The sequence below is a fragment of the Paenibacillus sp. P4_A9 genome, from assembly GCF_056402415.1.
In genome coordinates this window covers 47,472-63,005 of record NZ_JBFUHL010000011.1, presented here as the reverse complement: position 1 = coordinate 63,005, position 15,534 = coordinate 47,472, and the positions used below count along the sequence as shown (strand labels likewise).

The window sequence follows — 15,534 nt, the reverse complement described above, 5'->3', positions numbered from 1 at the left end:
CCTACCTTTAATGTCATCTCGATTAGGGGTTCTTACATCAAATATTGCGGGTCAACATCCACGCTTATAAGCAGCTTTTCTTTGGCTGAGCGTTCCTCAAACCAAGCTACTGTCTTCCCAACGATCTCTGCAGCTAAATCTTCCCCCCGATATTTTACCACGCATTGGAATCGATATCTATCTTTGATTCGGGAAATTGGCGATGCAACAGGTCCTAACACGTCAAAATGAAAGGATGAATCCATCGGTACGGCTTCCGAAAACAAATCTACCTGCTGTCTCGTGTAAGGAAGGGCGATCTCCTTCAAACGTGTAACAAAGGCTTCCGCCAGACGCACCAGCAGCGGTACTTGTTCGTGTGAAAACGTAATTAATATTAATCTTTGATACGGCGGATAGCCTAAATTAGCACGAATATCCATCTCATGGTTCGCAAAAGCCACATAATCATGATGACTCGCATATTGCACACTGTAATGATCAGGTGTATACGTTTGTACGAATACTTCCCCTTGCTTTTCGTGCCGTCCCGCTCGGCCTGCAACTTGCGTTAAGAGCTGGAACGTCCTCTCTGCAGAACGAAAATCAGGAATATTAAGCACGGTATCCGCCGCGATAACCCCAACTAAGGTAACATCCGGAAAATCAAGCCCTTTTGCCACCATCTGCGTCCCCAAAAGCACATCCGCCTGCTTCTCGCGAAACATCGTCAGCCATTTTTCATGTGAACCCTTTTCGGTCGTTGTATCGACATCCATACGAATAACCCTAATGCCAGGGAAAATCTTGCTTAGCTCTTCCTCTACACGCTGTGTCCCTGTGCCGAAATGACGAATATGCTCAGATTGACAGCTCGGACACTCCGTCACCTCACGCTCCGCATAACCGCAATAATGACAACGCAGTGCACGTGAGCTTTGGTGATACGTCAATGAAATGTCGCAATGCGGACACTGTGAAACGAAACCGCACGTCCGACACATCACGAAAGTCGCATAGCCGCGTCGATTCAGCAGCAATACCGTCTGTTCTTTCTTGTGTAACCGTTCTTCGATCGCTTTATACAAAGATCGGCTAAACATCGACCGATTGCCGGTTTTCAGCTCCTCACGCATATCCACAATCGTAACAGGCGGCATCGGTCTGCTCGCGACGCGCTCCTTCATGGTCAGCAATGTAAAAGGAGGTTGAGGTCGATCTCTCCGGCGTCTCGTTTTCTCCATGCTTTCCAAAGAAGGTGTCGCAGAACCAAGCACAACAACAGCAGCTTGCTGCTTCGCCCTTTGAACTGCCACATCACGCGTATGATATTTGGGACTCTCTTCTTGTTTATAGGAGGATTCATGCTCTTCATCGATAATAATCAGGCCAATGTTCGTAAAAGGAGCAAAAATCGCCGACCGCGCGCCGATCACGACCTTCACTTGCTTGCGCGTAATTTTGCGCCATTCATCGTAGCGTTCGCCATTGGATAATCGGCTATGAAGCACGGCAACCAGATCGCCGAATCGCCCTTTGAACCGCTCTACCATTTGCGGTGTAAGGGAAATCTCCGGCACAAGTACAATGGCTTCCTTATCCATATCCAAGCATTGCTGGATGGATTGGAGGTATACCTCGGTTTTCCCGCTGCCGGTAACCCCATGCAACAGAAACACCTCATGCCGATCTTCGGCCACTGCGTCACGAATCGGCGCAAACACACCGCTTTGCTCCTCCGTAAGGAGAAGCGGCTTCGTCCGCTCAAACGCACGACCACTATAAGGGTCGCGCATCACTTCGACCTCGCGCAGCTCAATCCAACCGCGATCGGCCAAGCTTTTGACCGTGCTCGCACTGATCTCGACAGTCTCCATCAACTCCGTCAATCGAACGGCGTGCGGATGCTCGATCAAATAGCGCAGCACCTCTTTCTGCTTGTTCGCTCGGGCTGGAAGCTCGGCTAAAGCCTCTTCCAAACCAACGCCTCCAGCGGGCGGAAAGACAGTCAGTGCTTTTTTGGTATTCATCCGATCCTTCACCAGTTGCACTTCCGCAAGTCTACCCGTTGACAACAGCTCTTTGATCAGAGCACCTTCCTTCGAAAAACGCTCCAATAACACGTCCATCGAAACGGATTCCTTGCTTTTCACAAAGCTAATAATCGCTTCTATGTCCGGCATATCCAGAAACGATTGATCTTCAGATTCTTCCCCTACGATAATCACACGCTCATATTTCGCTTTCAGTGCCGCAGGAAGCATCGCTTGCAGAGCCGTCACTTCATGACACATATACATGCGACTGATCCACCGTCCAAGACTGACAAGTTCGCTCGTCAAAGGCGGTACGAGATCCAACACATTTTGAATCGGTTTGATGCGCTTCGCGTCGACTTGCGTTTCCTTTTGTAGTTCAACCACAAAGCCTTGCAGCACCCGAGGACCAAAAGGTACACCTACTCGGCTGCCAACTTCAACCCATTTGCTCAGAGATGCCGGAACTTCATAGTCGAACGCCCGGTTGGTTTGCTTCGCAGGGACATCGACAATGACTTTGGCGTACATCAGGATTTCACCGCCGCAGCCATACGATCAGCAGCAAGCTCAAGCAGCTTACGTGCTATATCCCACTTACTTTGTATAGGCAGAGCTTGTACAAGCCCGTTATGATCATAGAATCGAACGACGTTCGTATCCCCGCCAAAGCCAGCGCCCTCTTGTGACACATCGTTCCCTACGATGAGATCGCAGTTTTTGCGCTTCAGCTTGTCCATCGCATGTTCATCCAAGCGTTCCGTTTCCGCTGCAAATCCGATAACGAACTGATGCGCTGTTTTCAACGTGCCGATTTCCTGTAAAATATCAGGATTTTTGATTAACTCCAGCGTTAGCGATTCGGATTTCTTTTTGATCTTCTGCTCGGCCACAATGGCAGGACGATAATCGGCCACTGCCGCAGCCTTAATAATGAGTTGGTTTTCCGCGAGCCTAGCTAAGACCGCTTCACGCATGTCCAGCGCAGACTGCACCGGAACAAGCTGAACACCTTCTGGTACTGGCAGCGCCGAAGGCCCCGATACCAACGTTACCTTCGCCCCCATCCGCAAGGCTTCTTCTGCAATGGCAAAGCCCATTTTGCCTGATGAATCATTGGTCAAGTAACGAACTGGATCCAGACGTTCCACGGTGCCTCCGGCCGTCACTAGGACGTGCTTACCCGCTAACTGTCCTACATCCCCTTGGAAATGCCGCTCAACCGCAGCAAAGATCTCCTCCGGCTCAGCAAGACGCCCCTTGCCCACATACCCGCAGGCTAGTTGCCCTTCGCCAGGCTCAATGAAGCGTACGCCGCGGCGACGCAGTGTCTCCATGTTCGTCTGCACAGCTGGATTCGCGTACATATGCACATTCATCGCAGGCGCCACCCAGATCGGTGCCATCGTTGCAAGTAATGTCGTGCTAAGCATATCGTCTCCAAGCCCAAGTGCCAGCTTGCCAATCGTATTGGCCGTGGCAGGTGCAATCAACACAAGGTCAGCGCTGTCAGCCAAGTTGATGTGCGATACGACCGAAGGATCCTTCTCATCAAAGGTATCGACAAAAACATGATGCCGCGACAAGGTTTGAAATGTTAACGGCGCAACGAATTGCACCGCAGAACGTGTCATAATGACCCGTACAACAGCCCCAGCCTGCGTTAATTTGCTCGTTAGTGCCGCCGCTTTATAAGCTGCAATACCTCCACAGACACCGAGCACAATCGTTTTGCCTTGCAATACACCCATGGGAATCCCCTTTCGAAATGCTAAACGAAATAAACGGCTACTCCGTCCTTCAAGGACGGGGAGCGTTTATCTAGAAATATAGCGGATTTATAATGTGAAACATAGACTTCCTTATATTTTGAGAAAAAAATAACAACCACGAGGGTTGTTGGGTAAGGCAGTTTATTTCTTCGCGTATTTCTCGCTCTCGTTTGTGTTGATCTTCTCATAACCGATGTAATTACCGTATAGTTCTTCTAACGCAACACCAACATGTTTGTGGGCCTTCTGGCCTTTCAAATCGGATTTTGCACCATCACGCAGGGATCTTGCTCTTTTGGAAGCAGCTACAACCAGCGAGTACTTGCTGTCTACGATATCAAGCAGTTTATCAATTGAAGGGTATAACATTCAATTCACCTCATCCATCCATTGTACGATTTTTGGATACATACGATCTTTTTTGCAATGCTCAGCCGCTAGAATCGCTTGTATTTTCGCGCATGCGGTATCTACATGATCATTCACGATCGCATAATCATAGTGCTCCATCAGACGAATTTCATCGATGGCCACTGACATGCGGCTGCGAATGACCTCATCCGTTTCCGTGCCACGTGTAACAATACGATTCTCAAGCTCATCTAGAGATGGCGGCAGCAAGAAAATAAATACACCTTCGTCAAATTTCTGTTTGACCTGCAGTGCACCTTGAACCTCAATCTCCAAGATCACATCATGTCCTGAACGCAGCGTCTCCTCTACGAAACGTCTTGGTGTTCCATAGAAGTTGCCCACATATTCAGCCCACTCCAGTACTTCATCAGTTTCAATCAATTGCTGAAACTGTTCGCGGGTTTTGAAAAAATAATTAACGCCGTCTACTTCACCTTGTCTAGGAGAACGCGTTGTCGCTGATACGGAATAGACAATATCCGGAGCAACCTTGCGCAGCGCCGCACAAACCGTCCCTTTGCCGACACCAGACGGTCCGGATAAAACAATCAGAATACCTCTCTCACGCTCAAGAGTGTTCGTATTACTCGTCATGATCATCGTCCTTATTCGAAAGTCTATGCGCTACCGTCTCTGGTTGTACTGCCGATAAAATCACATGATCGCTGTCCGTGATAATAACGGCACGGGTTCTTCTACCATATGTAGCGTCAATCAGCATGTGACGATCACGCGCTTCTTGAATGATTCTCTTGATCGGAGCCGATTCTGGACTCACGATCGAGATAATGCGGTTCGCCGATACGATGTTGCCGAACCCGATATTGATTAATTTGATAGCCATCTAGGACTTCCTCCTCGCGAAGCACATGCAAGCTTCACTCGATATTCTGTATTTGTTCCCGCATTTTCTCAAGCTCTGCTTTCATCGCAATCACTCTAGCCGTAGGCTCCGAATGATTCGACTTCGATCCGATCGTGTTCACTTCCCGATTCATTTCTTGAATCAAGAAGTCTAGCTTTCGGCCAACAGGCTCTTTGTCTGAAAGCAATGCCTCACATTGCCCAAAATGACTCTTCAGACGAGTCAATTCCTCATCCACATTAGAACGATCTGCGAATAGAGCAATCTCAGTCGCAAGGCGCTGCTCATCCACAGGAATCCCATCCAGTACAAGGGACTGAATACGACTCGTCATCTTCGCCGCATACTCCTGAACAACTTGAGGAGCCAACGCTTCCAACTCAATGTGAATTCGCTTCATCTCGGTTAACCGTTCACGAATATCCAGCTCTAGGAAATCCCCTTCGCGGTGTCTCATCGCGGATAACTGAGCGACAGCCTCCTGCAAACAGGCGCATAGCTCCTGTTCGATCTCGTCATCAGGCTCCTGACGTACATCCTTCATTTGAATCAGCTCAGGAAGTTTCAATAAATCATTGAGTTCTACCTGACCCGTGATCCCATACCGCTGCTTCAACTGCTCAGCCGCTTCCAGATAAGCATCTGCCAAAGCAAAATTAACCGTTACGTTCTTCGGGGAAGCCGCTTCACGTTCCGCCGTGATAAAGACGTCTACACGTCCTCGCTTCACAGCCTGCAATACCGTTTTCTTCAAAGCGTCTTCGAAAGCCGCCCATTCCTTAGGCAAACGAATCGACACTTCACTATACCTATGATTGACCGATTTCACATCGATAAACACGTTGTATCCCGCAAAAGAACGATTCGCTTGTCCGAACCCGGTCATACTGCAAATCATTCTAATCACATCCATTACCCTATTTTAATTCATTTTGAAAGTGGGTACAAGTGGAAATCATGCCTTTTCGACTTTTCCCACACATAATTGGTCAGATCTACGCACATTTCATACGCCAGAAAGGGGGTCATCAGATAAATACCATTAAAGTATTGCATCGCGGTATCCAGCAGTTCTTTGGCAATTTCCACACCCATTGCACGGCCTTCTGGACCCTTCAATCCATCCATCCGCGCCCTAACTTCATCTGACAATCGAATGCCGGGGACCTCATTGTGTAGATATTCGGCATTGCCGCCGCTAGCCAGCGGGGCGATACCAATGAAAATAGGAATTTGCAGATGCTTAGTCGCTTCATAAATCTGTTCAATCAGTTTGGCATCGTACACAGGCTGGGTCATGATATAATCCGCGCCTGCCTCGATTTTGCGCTCCAAGCGCTGCACAGCTTTATCTAAATGCTTCACATTCGGATTGAATGCTGCACCTACAACGAAATTAGCCTTCTGCTTCAAAGGTTTACCGGAGAAGGCAATGCCTTCGTTGAGCTGTTTAATCATCCGAATAATTTCGAATGAGGTGAGATCGTATACGGAGCTGGACCCAGGGAGATCGCCAAACTTGGCGGGATCGCCGGTCACGGCCAGCACATGGTCTATCCCAAGCGCGTGCAAGCCCATGAGATGGGACTGCGTCCCGATCATGTTGCGGTCACGACACGCGATGTGAATGAGCGGACGCGCGCCCAAACGCTCCTGCACGAGGTAGCCGAGTGCCAGGTTGCTCATGCGCGTCACAGCAAGGGAATTGTCGGCCATCGTAATGGCGTCGACATGAGCCTCTTGCAGGGCCTTCGACCCCTGCATGAACTTCTCGATGTCGAGATCCTTTGGAGGATCCAGCTCGACAATGACGGTTTTGCGCTGCTTCACGATGTCCAGCAGCGAAGGAATACCCGCTGGAGGGGCAGGCTGCGCCGGCTCGGGCTCGATCACGAGCACAGCGGCTTCCGCAGGGGCTGCGCCCGGAGCAGCTGGTACATAGCCCTGCAGCGCCTTCGCCACAGCGGCGATGTGCTCCGGCGTCGTGCCGCAGCAACCGCCGATGATTCGCGCGCCAAGATCAGCAAAGCGCAGCGCGCTTTCGGCGAAGTACTGAGGCGTCGCCGTATAACTATAGTGCCCGTCTATGTAGTCGGGCAACCCTGCGTTCGGAAACGCCGAGAACGGAACACCAGGAATCGGCGCGATCTTCTCCATCGAACGCAGAATCCCGTTCGGGCCGACGCGGCAGTTAAAGCCGATCACATCAGCACCTTCGTCACGCAGTCGGAGGAACGCTTCTTGCAGCGGAACACCGTCTTGGGTGCTGCCCGTGCCCTCATTGGCAAACTGGCAGATCACGGGAAGCTGACTCATGCTGCGGATAATCCGTAAAGCAAGCTGCATCTCTTCCAAATCATAGAAGGTCTCAAGCAACAACCCATCCACAGGCGAGTCTAACAGAACGCTGATTTGTTCCCGCAGCGACTCCTCCACATCGGAAGTACGTACATTTTTACGTTTCCCAGCACGTATAGAGCCAATTGCACCTACAACATAGGCGTCGTCTCCAACAGCTTTCCGAGCCAGCTCAACACCCGCACGGTTAATGGCTTCAACGTCGCCTTCCAAACCATATTTCGACAGTTTCTCGCGATTCGCCGAAAACGTATTCGTTTCAATAAGACGAGCACCTGCCTCGAAATAACGGCGGTGCACGTCAGCGACCGTTTCCGGTCTAAGCAAATTTAATTCTTCATATGAAATGCCGACGGGAAATCCCATCTGATATAAGTATGTCCCCATAGCACCGTCACCGGTCAAAATTTCCCGTTGCAGCGCTGCACGAAGATCCAATTTCATGCCTCATTTCCCCTATCTACCCGACTTATAGTTTCCCTGTAAACACTTCTTCCGCAGGTCCCGTCATATAAACGTGATTGTCCGCTTCCAGCCACTCGATGAACAAATCTCCACCCTTGAGTGAAACCGTTGCTTCACGATCGGATAAACCATTTAGCACAGAGGAGACCAGCGTAGCGCAAGCTCCCGTTCCGCATGCAAGCGTAGGCCCAGCGCCTCGCTCCCAAACCCGCATATCCGTATAAGCGCGATCGCGAACGGTTGCGAATTCGACATTTATTTTGCGTGGAAACATTGGATGTGCTTCAAGCTTCGGCCCCCAAGTTGCGAGGTCAAAATTCACAGCATCCTCCACATAGATAACACAATGCGGGTTCCCCATGGAAACCGCTGTGAACCGAAATGTTCTGCCTTCTACCTCAATCGGGTAATCAATCACCTTATCAGCATCAACCGTCGTTGGCACCTGAAGTCCTTGTAGAATGGGCGCCCCCATATCCACACGAGCGGTCACAACTTTACCGTCTTGCACGTGTACTTGAACCTTCTGTACACCAGCACCAATGGTTTCAACGGTAATCTCTGTTGCATCAATGAGCTTATAGTCGTACACATATTTGGAAACACAGCGGATCGCATTGCCGCATTGCTCGGCCTCAGATCCATCCGAGTTGATAATGCGCATTTGAAAATCAGCCTTCTCTGAAGGAAGAATAAAGACAACGCCGTCGGCACCGATGCTAAAAAATCGATTACACAGCTGGATGGCCAACTGGTCAGCCCCGACAGGAAGCTCTTTCTCCCCGGCTACGACGATAAAGTCATTGCCAAGTCCATGCATTTTCGTAAAATTCATGTCAAGCACCCCTATGTGCGGTTTAGCCATTATCATAGCGTAAAAACGACAGTATGCATAGTCCTACGCCACCGCAGCACGTCATAGTCGCCAAATCGCCTTATTCTTACTTACCGGCAAAAGACACAGAAAAAGCCGCCTAACGGCAGCTATTTCCACTTCGCTTATCTAAAGCTAGGTTTTGATGATTTATTATACACAGAAGAGCTTGAACCTCTTGAACCTTTGCTCCGTTTTGGCGACAACACGCTGCCTAGCCCCATAAAGAATGTCGGAATACCAGCCGCAATTAGAACAAGAATCCAATCTTTCCAGCCTAGTGGAACGGTTTTGAAGATCGGTTGGAGGGCATCCACATACATAACGCCGAGCATTAAAATAAGTGATGATAAAACAGCGAGAACTAAGTACTTATTTTGCAAAGGATTCCGATGGAAAATCGAACGTGAACTGCGACAATCGAACACATGTATGAGCTGAGCCATAACCAGGGTCGCGAACGCGACACTTTGCGCTTTCAATAAAGTCTCCGCATCCGATGGATTGACGCGTAATATGAGCCAGAAGGCACCCAATGTACATACCCCAATGAGCATACCACGGGAAATAATTTTCCAACCTAATCGTCTTGCAAAAATACTTTCCTTTGCCGAACGCGGCCTGTGCTGCATTAAGTCTTTCTCTGCCTGATCCACACCAAGCGCCATCGCTGGCAGACCATCTGTGACCAAATTCACCCATAAAATCTGAATAGGTACGAGCGGAAGCGGCATCCCTGCCATCATGGCGATGAACATCGTCATAATCTCGCCAACATTAGAAGCAAGCAAGTAGCGAATGAATTTGCGAATATTTTCATAAATGCTACGACCCTCTTCAATCGCCGCAACGATCGTCGAGAAATTATCATCACTAAGGATTAAAGAGGATGCCTCTTTGGATACATCGGTTCCCGTAATCCCCATGGCAATCCCGATATCAGCCGCCTTAATCGCTGGCGCATCGTTGACACCATCCCCCGTCATGGCAACAACGTGTCCATTGCGCTGCAATGATTTCACGATTCTTAGCTTATGTTCAGGGGATACCCTTGCATAGACGTAGGTATCATTGACTTTAGCATCGAGCTCATCATCCGAAAGCTGTCCGATTTGCTGACCGCTCATACTGACGCCATTAGTTGGAATCATGCCAAGCTGCTTTGCAATCGCTTCTGCTGTCGTTTGGTGATCCCCTGTGATCATAACGGTCTTGATGCCGGCTTTACGGCATTTGGAGATCGCTTCACGCACTTCTTTGCGCGGAGGATCGATCATACCGGTCAAGCCTACAAAAACTAAGCCATTTTCAACATCCTCATGGTCGTCATACCGATCACTTACTTTAAGTTCTTTATACGCAATACCCAACACGCGAAGCGCCGATTTGGCCATGCCTTCATTCGCTGAGATGACCTTTTGTTTCAGGGTTGACGTAAATGGAATGACTTTACCATCCCACAAGATGTAACTGCAATGCTGCAGCAATACGTCTGGCGCACCTTTCGTACAAGCCATGCGGCCATTCTCGGAGGACACCAGAACAGACATCCGTTTACGCTCCGAGTCGAAAGGGAACTCGGCGATCCGTTTATATTTTTCCCGCAGCGAATCTTGGGTAATCCCGCTCTTGGCACTCAGAACAACTAAGGCCCCTTCGGTTGGATCGCCTTTAATATGCCAAATCGAGGCAGGTCCTTGTGTACCCTCTTTGCCTTTCTTCCTCTTCGATTCTTGTTTTTCTTCAATTAAGGTTGCGTTATTGCAAAGGGCAGACACATGGAGCAGCTTCGTAAGAGAAGGATGCTTGTGCACGTCCGTATGCTGGCCGCTTAGAAGAATATTGCCTACTGGCGCATAGCCATCCCCTGTAACCTCTAGTACGTCACCGCCAACCCACAAATGGGTCACCGTCATTTTGTTCTGTGTCAGTGTACCTGTTTTATCAGAGCATATGACAGAAGCACACCCTAATGTCTCAACCGAAGGCAGCTTTCTGACGATGGCTTTCCGCTTAATCATCCGTTGTACACCAAGAGCAAGAGCAATCGTTACAATCGCTGGGAGCCCTTCAGGAATAGCTGCAACGGCTAAGCTTACGCCTGCCAAGAACATCGCGTACGGTGGTTGTCCATGCATAATACCTGCTACAACAACAAGAATCGTCAACGCAATGGCAACGATAATTAAAATTTTACCTAACTGCTCCAAACGGTGCTGCAACGGTGTTTCCATGGATTCTGTATTTTGAATCAGATCAGCGATTTTGCCCATTTCCGTGCTCATCCCGATCCGAACAACAACCGCCTTCGCTGTTCCACGAGAAACCATCGTACCCATGAAACCCAAGTTGCGCTGATCACCAAGTGGTACTTCCTCGTGCGGGATAGAAGCTGTTATTTTACTTACGGCAATCGACTCCCCTGTTAGAGCGGACTCCTCGATATAAACGCCGTTCGTTTCCAGAAACCGAACATCTGCAGGGACTCTGTCGCCGCTTTCCAGAAATACAATATCACCTGGAACCAGATCACGAGCCGGAATTTGATGAACGGCCCCTTCTCTCCAAACATTCGCATTTGGCGCAGACAGTTCTTTCAGTGCACGTAGTGAGCGTTCCGCTCGAAATTCCTGTGTAAAGCCCAAAATCCCATTCATCACAATAATGACGACGATGGTAATCGCATCTAAATATTCACCTAGCAAGCCGGATATTAGAGTCGCCCCCAATAGTACCAGCACCATGAAATCTTTAAATTGATTCAGCAGCAGTGTGATTGGTGATACACGCTGCCCCTCTGAGAGCTCGTTTCGCCCTACCTCAGCCTGCCGTTTCCAAGCTTCTTCCCAGGGCAATCCTTGCTGCATATTCACCTGCTGTGCCTGCAAGACATCCTCCGAGTTCAACTGGTACCACTTATTCTGACTCATCCGCCCTTCTCCCTCCCACATCCACTTGATCTTGTCTCACACTTATACGTATTTGTATTCAGACAAGCAGGAAAATATCCCTGAAATCATCTTTCCTGCCCAGAGCCCCTTAAGTTTTTGTGAAAAGTATGGCATCATAGAGATTAGCAAAGTTGTCGGCTACTGAACGGGTTGCACGATCAAGACGCAAATGGCAGCTAGCCCCAAAGAATGGAGTTGTATGCATCATGGCTTTAGACGGACTCGTCCTTCATGCAATTGTTCACGAGCTTCAAATGTATGTGGGAGGCCGCATTAATAAAATTCATCAACCGAGCGAAAATGATATTGTGCTGCAAATTCGCACCCAAAGGCAGAACGTGAAACTGCTGCTTTCTGCTAATCCTACTTATCCACGGGTTCAAACAACAGAACAGGTATCTATAAATCCTATGGATGCTCCAATGTTCTGTATGCTGCTTCGCAAGTATTGCGAGAGTGGCGTCATTGAGGCCGTAGAGCAAATTGGCATGGAACGGGTGATTCGTTTCCAAATTCGTCATCGTGATGAATTAGGTGATGTCTCCCTCAAGCATATTATTGTGGAAATTATGGGACGTCACAGCAATATTATTCTTCTAGACCCTGAAACAGGAACGATCCTAGATGGCATTCATCATGTCACGCCAGCGATAAGCTCATATCGCGTCGTCATGCCAGGCAGCAAATATGTGACACCGCCTGAGCAGGATAAGCAAAATCCACTTGAAGTGGATGCCGAAGCATTCGCGCAAGCGCTAGAGAGGCCAACGTCGTCGAATGAGGATTCCGATTCCGCAACTCCGGTCAAACCTGAGCAACAATTGGTTGCTGCATTCAGCGGACTTAGTCCTCTGATCGCGAAGGAAATTGTGTATCGCAGTCTGCAAGGCAAAACGGAAGTCGATACCTCTTCGCTTTGGCTGGCATTCAATGAAATAATGACCGCCATGCGTGAGGATCGCTATGAACCGGTAATTGTGGAGCAAGAAACGACTGGCAAGCTGTTCTTCGCAATGACGCCACTTACGCATATCATCGGCACTTCGAAGTCGTATCCAACGCCAAGCGCGTGTTTGGAACAGTTCTATGGCGACAAAGCTGAACGTGATACGGTTAAACAGCGTGTGTCCGATTTATTGAAATTTTTACAAAATGAAGTGAATAAAAATGTTAAAAAACTGGAAAAACTCCAAGATACCGTCGAAGACTCCAAGGACGCGGATAAATTTCGAATTCTCGGAGAGCTGTTGACCGCCTCGCTTCATACGATTAGGAAAGGCGACAAGGAAGTCCAAGCCATCAATTACTACGATGAGGATCAGGCGATGATCAACATCAACTTGGACCCGCTCCTTGGACCCGCGGAAAACGCACAGCGCTATTTTAAAAAGTACAGCAAATTGAAAAACAGCACGGCGATCGTCGAGGAGCAAATTTCCCAAACGCATCAAGAAATCACATACCTCACGACCCTGCTCCAGCAGTTGAGTGTCGCTTCCCTGCCGGATATTGAAGAGATTCGCGATGAGCTAATGGAGCAAGGCTATGTGCGTGACCGCAACAAGAAGCAGCGCAAGAAAAAGAAAAAAGATAAGCCAGCTTTAGCCTGCTACGAGTCCACCGAAGGTGTTCCTATCTATGTCGGGAAAAATAATACACAAAATGAATATCTAACAAATCGACTTGCTTCTTCCATGGATACGTGGCTGCATACGAAGGATATTCCTGGCTCACATGTCGTCATACGCGGTGAATTCACCGACACTACCTTACTCGAAGCCGCGCAGCTAGCTGCATACTTCAGTCAAGCCAAAAATTCCAGCCAAGTTCCAGTCGATTACACGACAATTAAGCATGTCCATAAGCCGAACGGCTCGAAGCCCGGATTTGTGATTTATGTGAATCAAAAGACACTGTATGTGACGCCGGAAGAGGACGAGATCAAACAGTTGAAAGTGACGATTAAATAAACATGCAAAAAAACCTATCGGGATCCTAAATCTCGATAGGTTTTTTTATCATATAAATAGACTACTGCTCATCCCATTGTTTAATTAATGAAAGTAAATAGGCCTTTACTTGTTCTTGCAGATCAGGACGCTGTAAAGCCAGCTCAATCGTGGCTTCAATATACCCCAGCTTGTCCCCAACGTCATACCGCTTCGCTTGCATCAGGTAAGCAGCCATCTGCTGTTCCTTATTCAGTACGCGCAGCGCATCCGTTAATTGAATCTCGCCACCGCGGCCAGGCTCTTGCCGCTCAAGAATGCGGAAAATTTCTGGCATGATGATGTAACGCCCGATTACCGCTAAATTTGATGGCGCCTGATCACGATCTGGCTTCTCAACCAAATCCTCAATCAATCGGTAGTTGGCGTAACTCGTCGCTGGAGAAATAATGCCGTATTTGCTAACATCAGCCCAAGGAACCTCTTGTACCGCAATAATCGAGGTTTCCGTTTGCTCATAAACATCCATCATCTGCTTAAGTCCCGGCGGGGAAGATTGGAGAATATCATCACCAAGCAGAACTGCGAATGGCTCATCCCCAATGAATTTGCGCGCACAGAGAATGGCGTGACCTAGACCAAGCGGCTGCTTCTGGCGTATATAATGGACATCTGCCAAATTAGATACAGACTTCACAATCTCAAGCAGCTGGGTACTCCCTTTTTCTTCAAGCATCATCTCCAGCTCTACGGATTTATCGAAATGATCCTCGATCGCACGCTTGTTACGCCCTGTAACAATAATGATATCCTCAATGCCAGACTCGATCGCTTCTTCCACAATATACTGAATAGCCGGTTTATCAACGATGGGCAGCATTTCCTTCGGCTGCGCTTTGGTTGCAGGTAAGAACCGAGTACCTAATCCCGCCGCGGGGATAATGGCTTTACGAATTTTCTTCATGAATGCTCCTCCTTCATGGACTTCAATCGCTCAACGACGTCCATACCTATTCGTTTCGAACCAATAGCCGCATGGAACGCGACGTTATCTCGTACACCATGAAAATCAGAGCCCGCAGTCATTAGAAGACCCGTACGCTGAGCAAGAAGCCTATATCGCTCTTCATCTTCTGGCGAATGATCGGCATGATACACTTCAATGCCATCTATCCCCTGTAGGGTAATGGCTTCAACAAGCGCGTCATCGTGATAAATGCCTGGATGTGCGAGTACCGCTCTGCCCCCAGCCTCATGAATCCACGTAATCGCCGTCGCAGGTTCAATGCGAGGTGGATTCGCATACGCGGCCGCTCCTGTAGCCAAATAGCGATCAAACGCTTCCGTAATCGTACTCACATAGCCTTTATTTAAGAGCACAGCAGCAATGTGAGGTCGCCCGATCGTATCCCCTTTTCGCTTTACATTCGCAACTTCTTTGAGGACTTCCTCCATCGTAATTTCGATGCCAAGCTCCTGTAACCGAGCTATAATCATCTCGTTACGGGTGTCCCGTGTTTCGCGTAAAGACGCCAAGCGCTGTAGAAATCGTTCATCCTCAATATTGATGTAATACCCGAGGATATGAATGTCCTGGCCATTCGCAACCGTGGAGATTTCTACCCCAGGAACAACGACGATCCCCAGTTCCGAGCCTGCAGCAAGTGCTTCCGCTACCCCCGAAATGGTATCGTGATCCGTAATCGCAATCGCACCCAGCCCTGCATCCAGAGCCATTTGTACATTCGCTCTCGGCGATTGCGTCCCATCAGAAGCGGTTGTATGTGAATGTAAATCTGCTTCCATTCGATCCCCCATAATTTCCTCCAATTATCGTAGACAACCATCAATGAACGTATTGTTCGCAGAAC

At 48.8% G+C, this 15,534-nt stretch carries 12 protein-coding genes; 1 reads left to right on the top strand and 11 read right to left on the bottom strand.

Annotated elements, in window-relative coordinates; all coding sequences use genetic code 11:
- Positions 1-32 precede the first annotated feature (32 nt).
- The 9 genes from priA to AC1DVJ_RS10915 all read right to left on the bottom strand — a co-directional run bounded on the left by priA (position 33) and on the right by AC1DVJ_RS10915 (position 11,693).
- On the bottom strand, positions 33-2,546 hold the full coding sequence (gene priA / locus AC1DVJ_RS10955; protein WP_477590634.1) for a primosomal protein N': 2,514 nt from the start codon (positions 2,544-2,546) through the stop codon (positions 33-35).
- The gene (gene coaBC, locus AC1DVJ_RS10950) at positions 2,546-3,766 is read right to left on the bottom strand and encodes a bifunctional phosphopantothenoylcysteine decarboxylase/phosphopantothenate--cysteine ligase CoaBC (protein ID WP_477590633.1); all 1,221 of its coding nucleotides are present in this window, start codon (positions 3,764-3,766) and stop codon (positions 2,546-2,548) included. Before coaBC ends, priA begins: the two co-directional genes overlap by 1 nt.
- Positions 3,767-3,928: 162 nt before the next feature.
- Positions 3,929-4,156 (bottom strand): DNA-directed RNA polymerase subunit omega, encoded by a 228-nt coding sequence (rpoZ, locus tag AC1DVJ_RS10945; protein WP_056612362.1) that lies wholly within the window; start codon positions 4,154-4,156, stop codon positions 3,929-3,931.
- Positions 4,157-4,795, bottom strand: coding sequence for a guanylate kinase (gene gmk, locus AC1DVJ_RS10940; RefSeq protein WP_477590631.1), 639 nt, complete (start codon positions 4,793-4,795; stop codon positions 4,157-4,159). It lies immediately after the preceding gene.
- Positions 4,785-5,045: an extracellular matrix/biofilm regulator RemA gene (gene remA, locus AC1DVJ_RS10935; RefSeq protein WP_009672664.1), complete on the bottom strand. Its 261-nt coding sequence runs from the start codon at positions 5,043-5,045 to the stop codon at positions 4,785-4,787. The genes gmk and remA overlap by 11 nt, the downstream gene beginning before the upstream one ends.
- 34 nt (positions 5,046-5,079) lie before the next feature.
- Positions 5,080-5,964 (bottom strand): YicC/YloC family endoribonuclease, encoded by an 885-nt coding sequence (locus AC1DVJ_RS10930; protein WP_477590629.1) that lies wholly within the window; start codon positions 5,962-5,964, stop codon positions 5,080-5,082.
- Between the two features lie 29 nt (positions 5,965-5,993).
- On the bottom strand, positions 5,994-7,868 hold the full coding sequence (locus AC1DVJ_RS10925) for a bifunctional homocysteine S-methyltransferase/methylenetetrahydrofolate reductase (RefSeq protein ID WP_477590627.1): 1,875 nt from the start codon (positions 7,866-7,868) through the stop codon (positions 5,994-5,996).
- Positions 7,869-7,893: 25 nt separating this feature from the next.
- Positions 7,894-8,724: a diaminopimelate epimerase gene (dapF, locus tag AC1DVJ_RS10920; RefSeq protein WP_477590626.1), complete on the bottom strand. Its 831-nt coding sequence runs from the start codon at positions 8,722-8,724 to the stop codon at positions 7,894-7,896.
- 164 nt (positions 8,725-8,888) lie between these two features.
- A complete protein-coding gene (locus tag AC1DVJ_RS10915) occupies positions 8,889-11,693 on the bottom strand; it encodes a calcium-translocating P-type ATPase, SERCA-type (protein ID WP_477590624.1) in 2,805 nt (934 codons plus the stop codon).
- Positions 11,694-11,920: 227 nt separating this feature from the next.
- Between AC1DVJ_RS10915 and AC1DVJ_RS10910 the strand changes: the two genes are divergently transcribed.
- On the top strand, positions 11,921-13,684 hold the full coding sequence (locus tag AC1DVJ_RS10910; protein ID WP_477590621.1) for an Rqc2 family fibronectin-binding protein: 1,764 nt from the start codon (positions 11,921-11,923) through the stop codon (positions 13,682-13,684).
- A 61-nt stretch (positions 13,685-13,745) separates the two neighbouring features.
- Here AC1DVJ_RS10910 and galU read toward each other — a convergent pair whose 3' ends face one another.
- Entirely contained in the window at positions 13,746-14,627 is an 882-nt protein-coding gene (gene galU / locus AC1DVJ_RS10905; protein ID WP_477590619.1) for a UTP--glucose-1-phosphate uridylyltransferase GalU, read from the bottom strand.
- Complete coding sequence (locus AC1DVJ_RS10900; protein WP_477590618.1) at positions 14,624-15,481, bottom strand: PHP domain-containing protein; 858 nt, start codon at positions 15,479-15,481, stop codon at positions 14,624-14,626. The genes galU and AC1DVJ_RS10900 overlap by 4 nt, the downstream gene beginning before the upstream one ends.
- Positions 15,482-15,534 lie beyond the last annotated feature (53 nt).

What these genes read in the sequence shown, in the direction of transcription:
- priA (WP_477590634.1), bottom strand. Translation starts at nt 2,546, where the DNA reads ATGTACGCCAAAGTCATTGTCGATGTCCCTGCGAAGCAAACCAACCGG.
- coaBC (WP_477590633.1), bottom strand. Translation starts at nt 3,766, where the DNA reads ATGGGTGTATTGCAAGGCAAAACGATTGTGCTCGGTGTCTGTGGAGGT.
- rpoZ (WP_056612362.1), bottom strand. Translation starts at nt 4,156, where the DNA reads ATGTTATACCCTTCAATTGATAAACTGCTTGATATCGTAGACAGCAAG.
- gmk (WP_477590631.1), bottom strand. Translation starts at nt 4,795, where the DNA reads ATGACGAGTAATACGAACACTCTTGAGCGTGAGAGAGGTATTCTGATT.
- remA (WP_009672664.1), bottom strand. Translation starts at nt 5,045, where the DNA reads ATGGCTATCAAATTAATCAATATCGGGTTCGGCAACATCGTATCGGCG.
- AC1DVJ_RS10930 (WP_477590629.1), bottom strand. Translation starts at nt 5,964, where the DNA reads ATGATTTGCAGTATGACCGGGTTCGGACAAGCGAATCGTTCTTTTGCG.
- AC1DVJ_RS10925 (WP_477590627.1), bottom strand. Translation starts at nt 7,868, where the DNA reads ATGAAATTGGATCTTCGTGCAGCGCTGCAACGGGAAATTTTGACCGGT.
- dapF (WP_477590626.1), bottom strand. Translation starts at nt 8,724, where the DNA reads ATGAATTTTACGAAAATGCATGGACTTGGCAATGACTTTATCGTCGTA.
- AC1DVJ_RS10915 (WP_477590624.1), bottom strand. Translation starts at nt 11,693, where the DNA reads ATGAGTCAGAATAAGTGGTACCAGTTGAACTCGGAGGATGTCTTGCAG.
- AC1DVJ_RS10910 (WP_477590621.1), top strand. Translation starts at nt 11,921, where the DNA reads ATGGCTTTAGACGGACTCGTCCTTCATGCAATTGTTCACGAGCTTCAA.
- galU (WP_477590619.1), bottom strand. Translation starts at nt 14,627, where the DNA reads ATGAAGAAAATTCGTAAAGCCATTATCCCCGCGGCGGGATTAGGTACT.
- AC1DVJ_RS10900 (WP_477590618.1), bottom strand. Translation starts at nt 15,481, where the DNA reads ATGGGGGATCGAATGGAAGCAGATTTACATTCACATACAACCGCTTCT.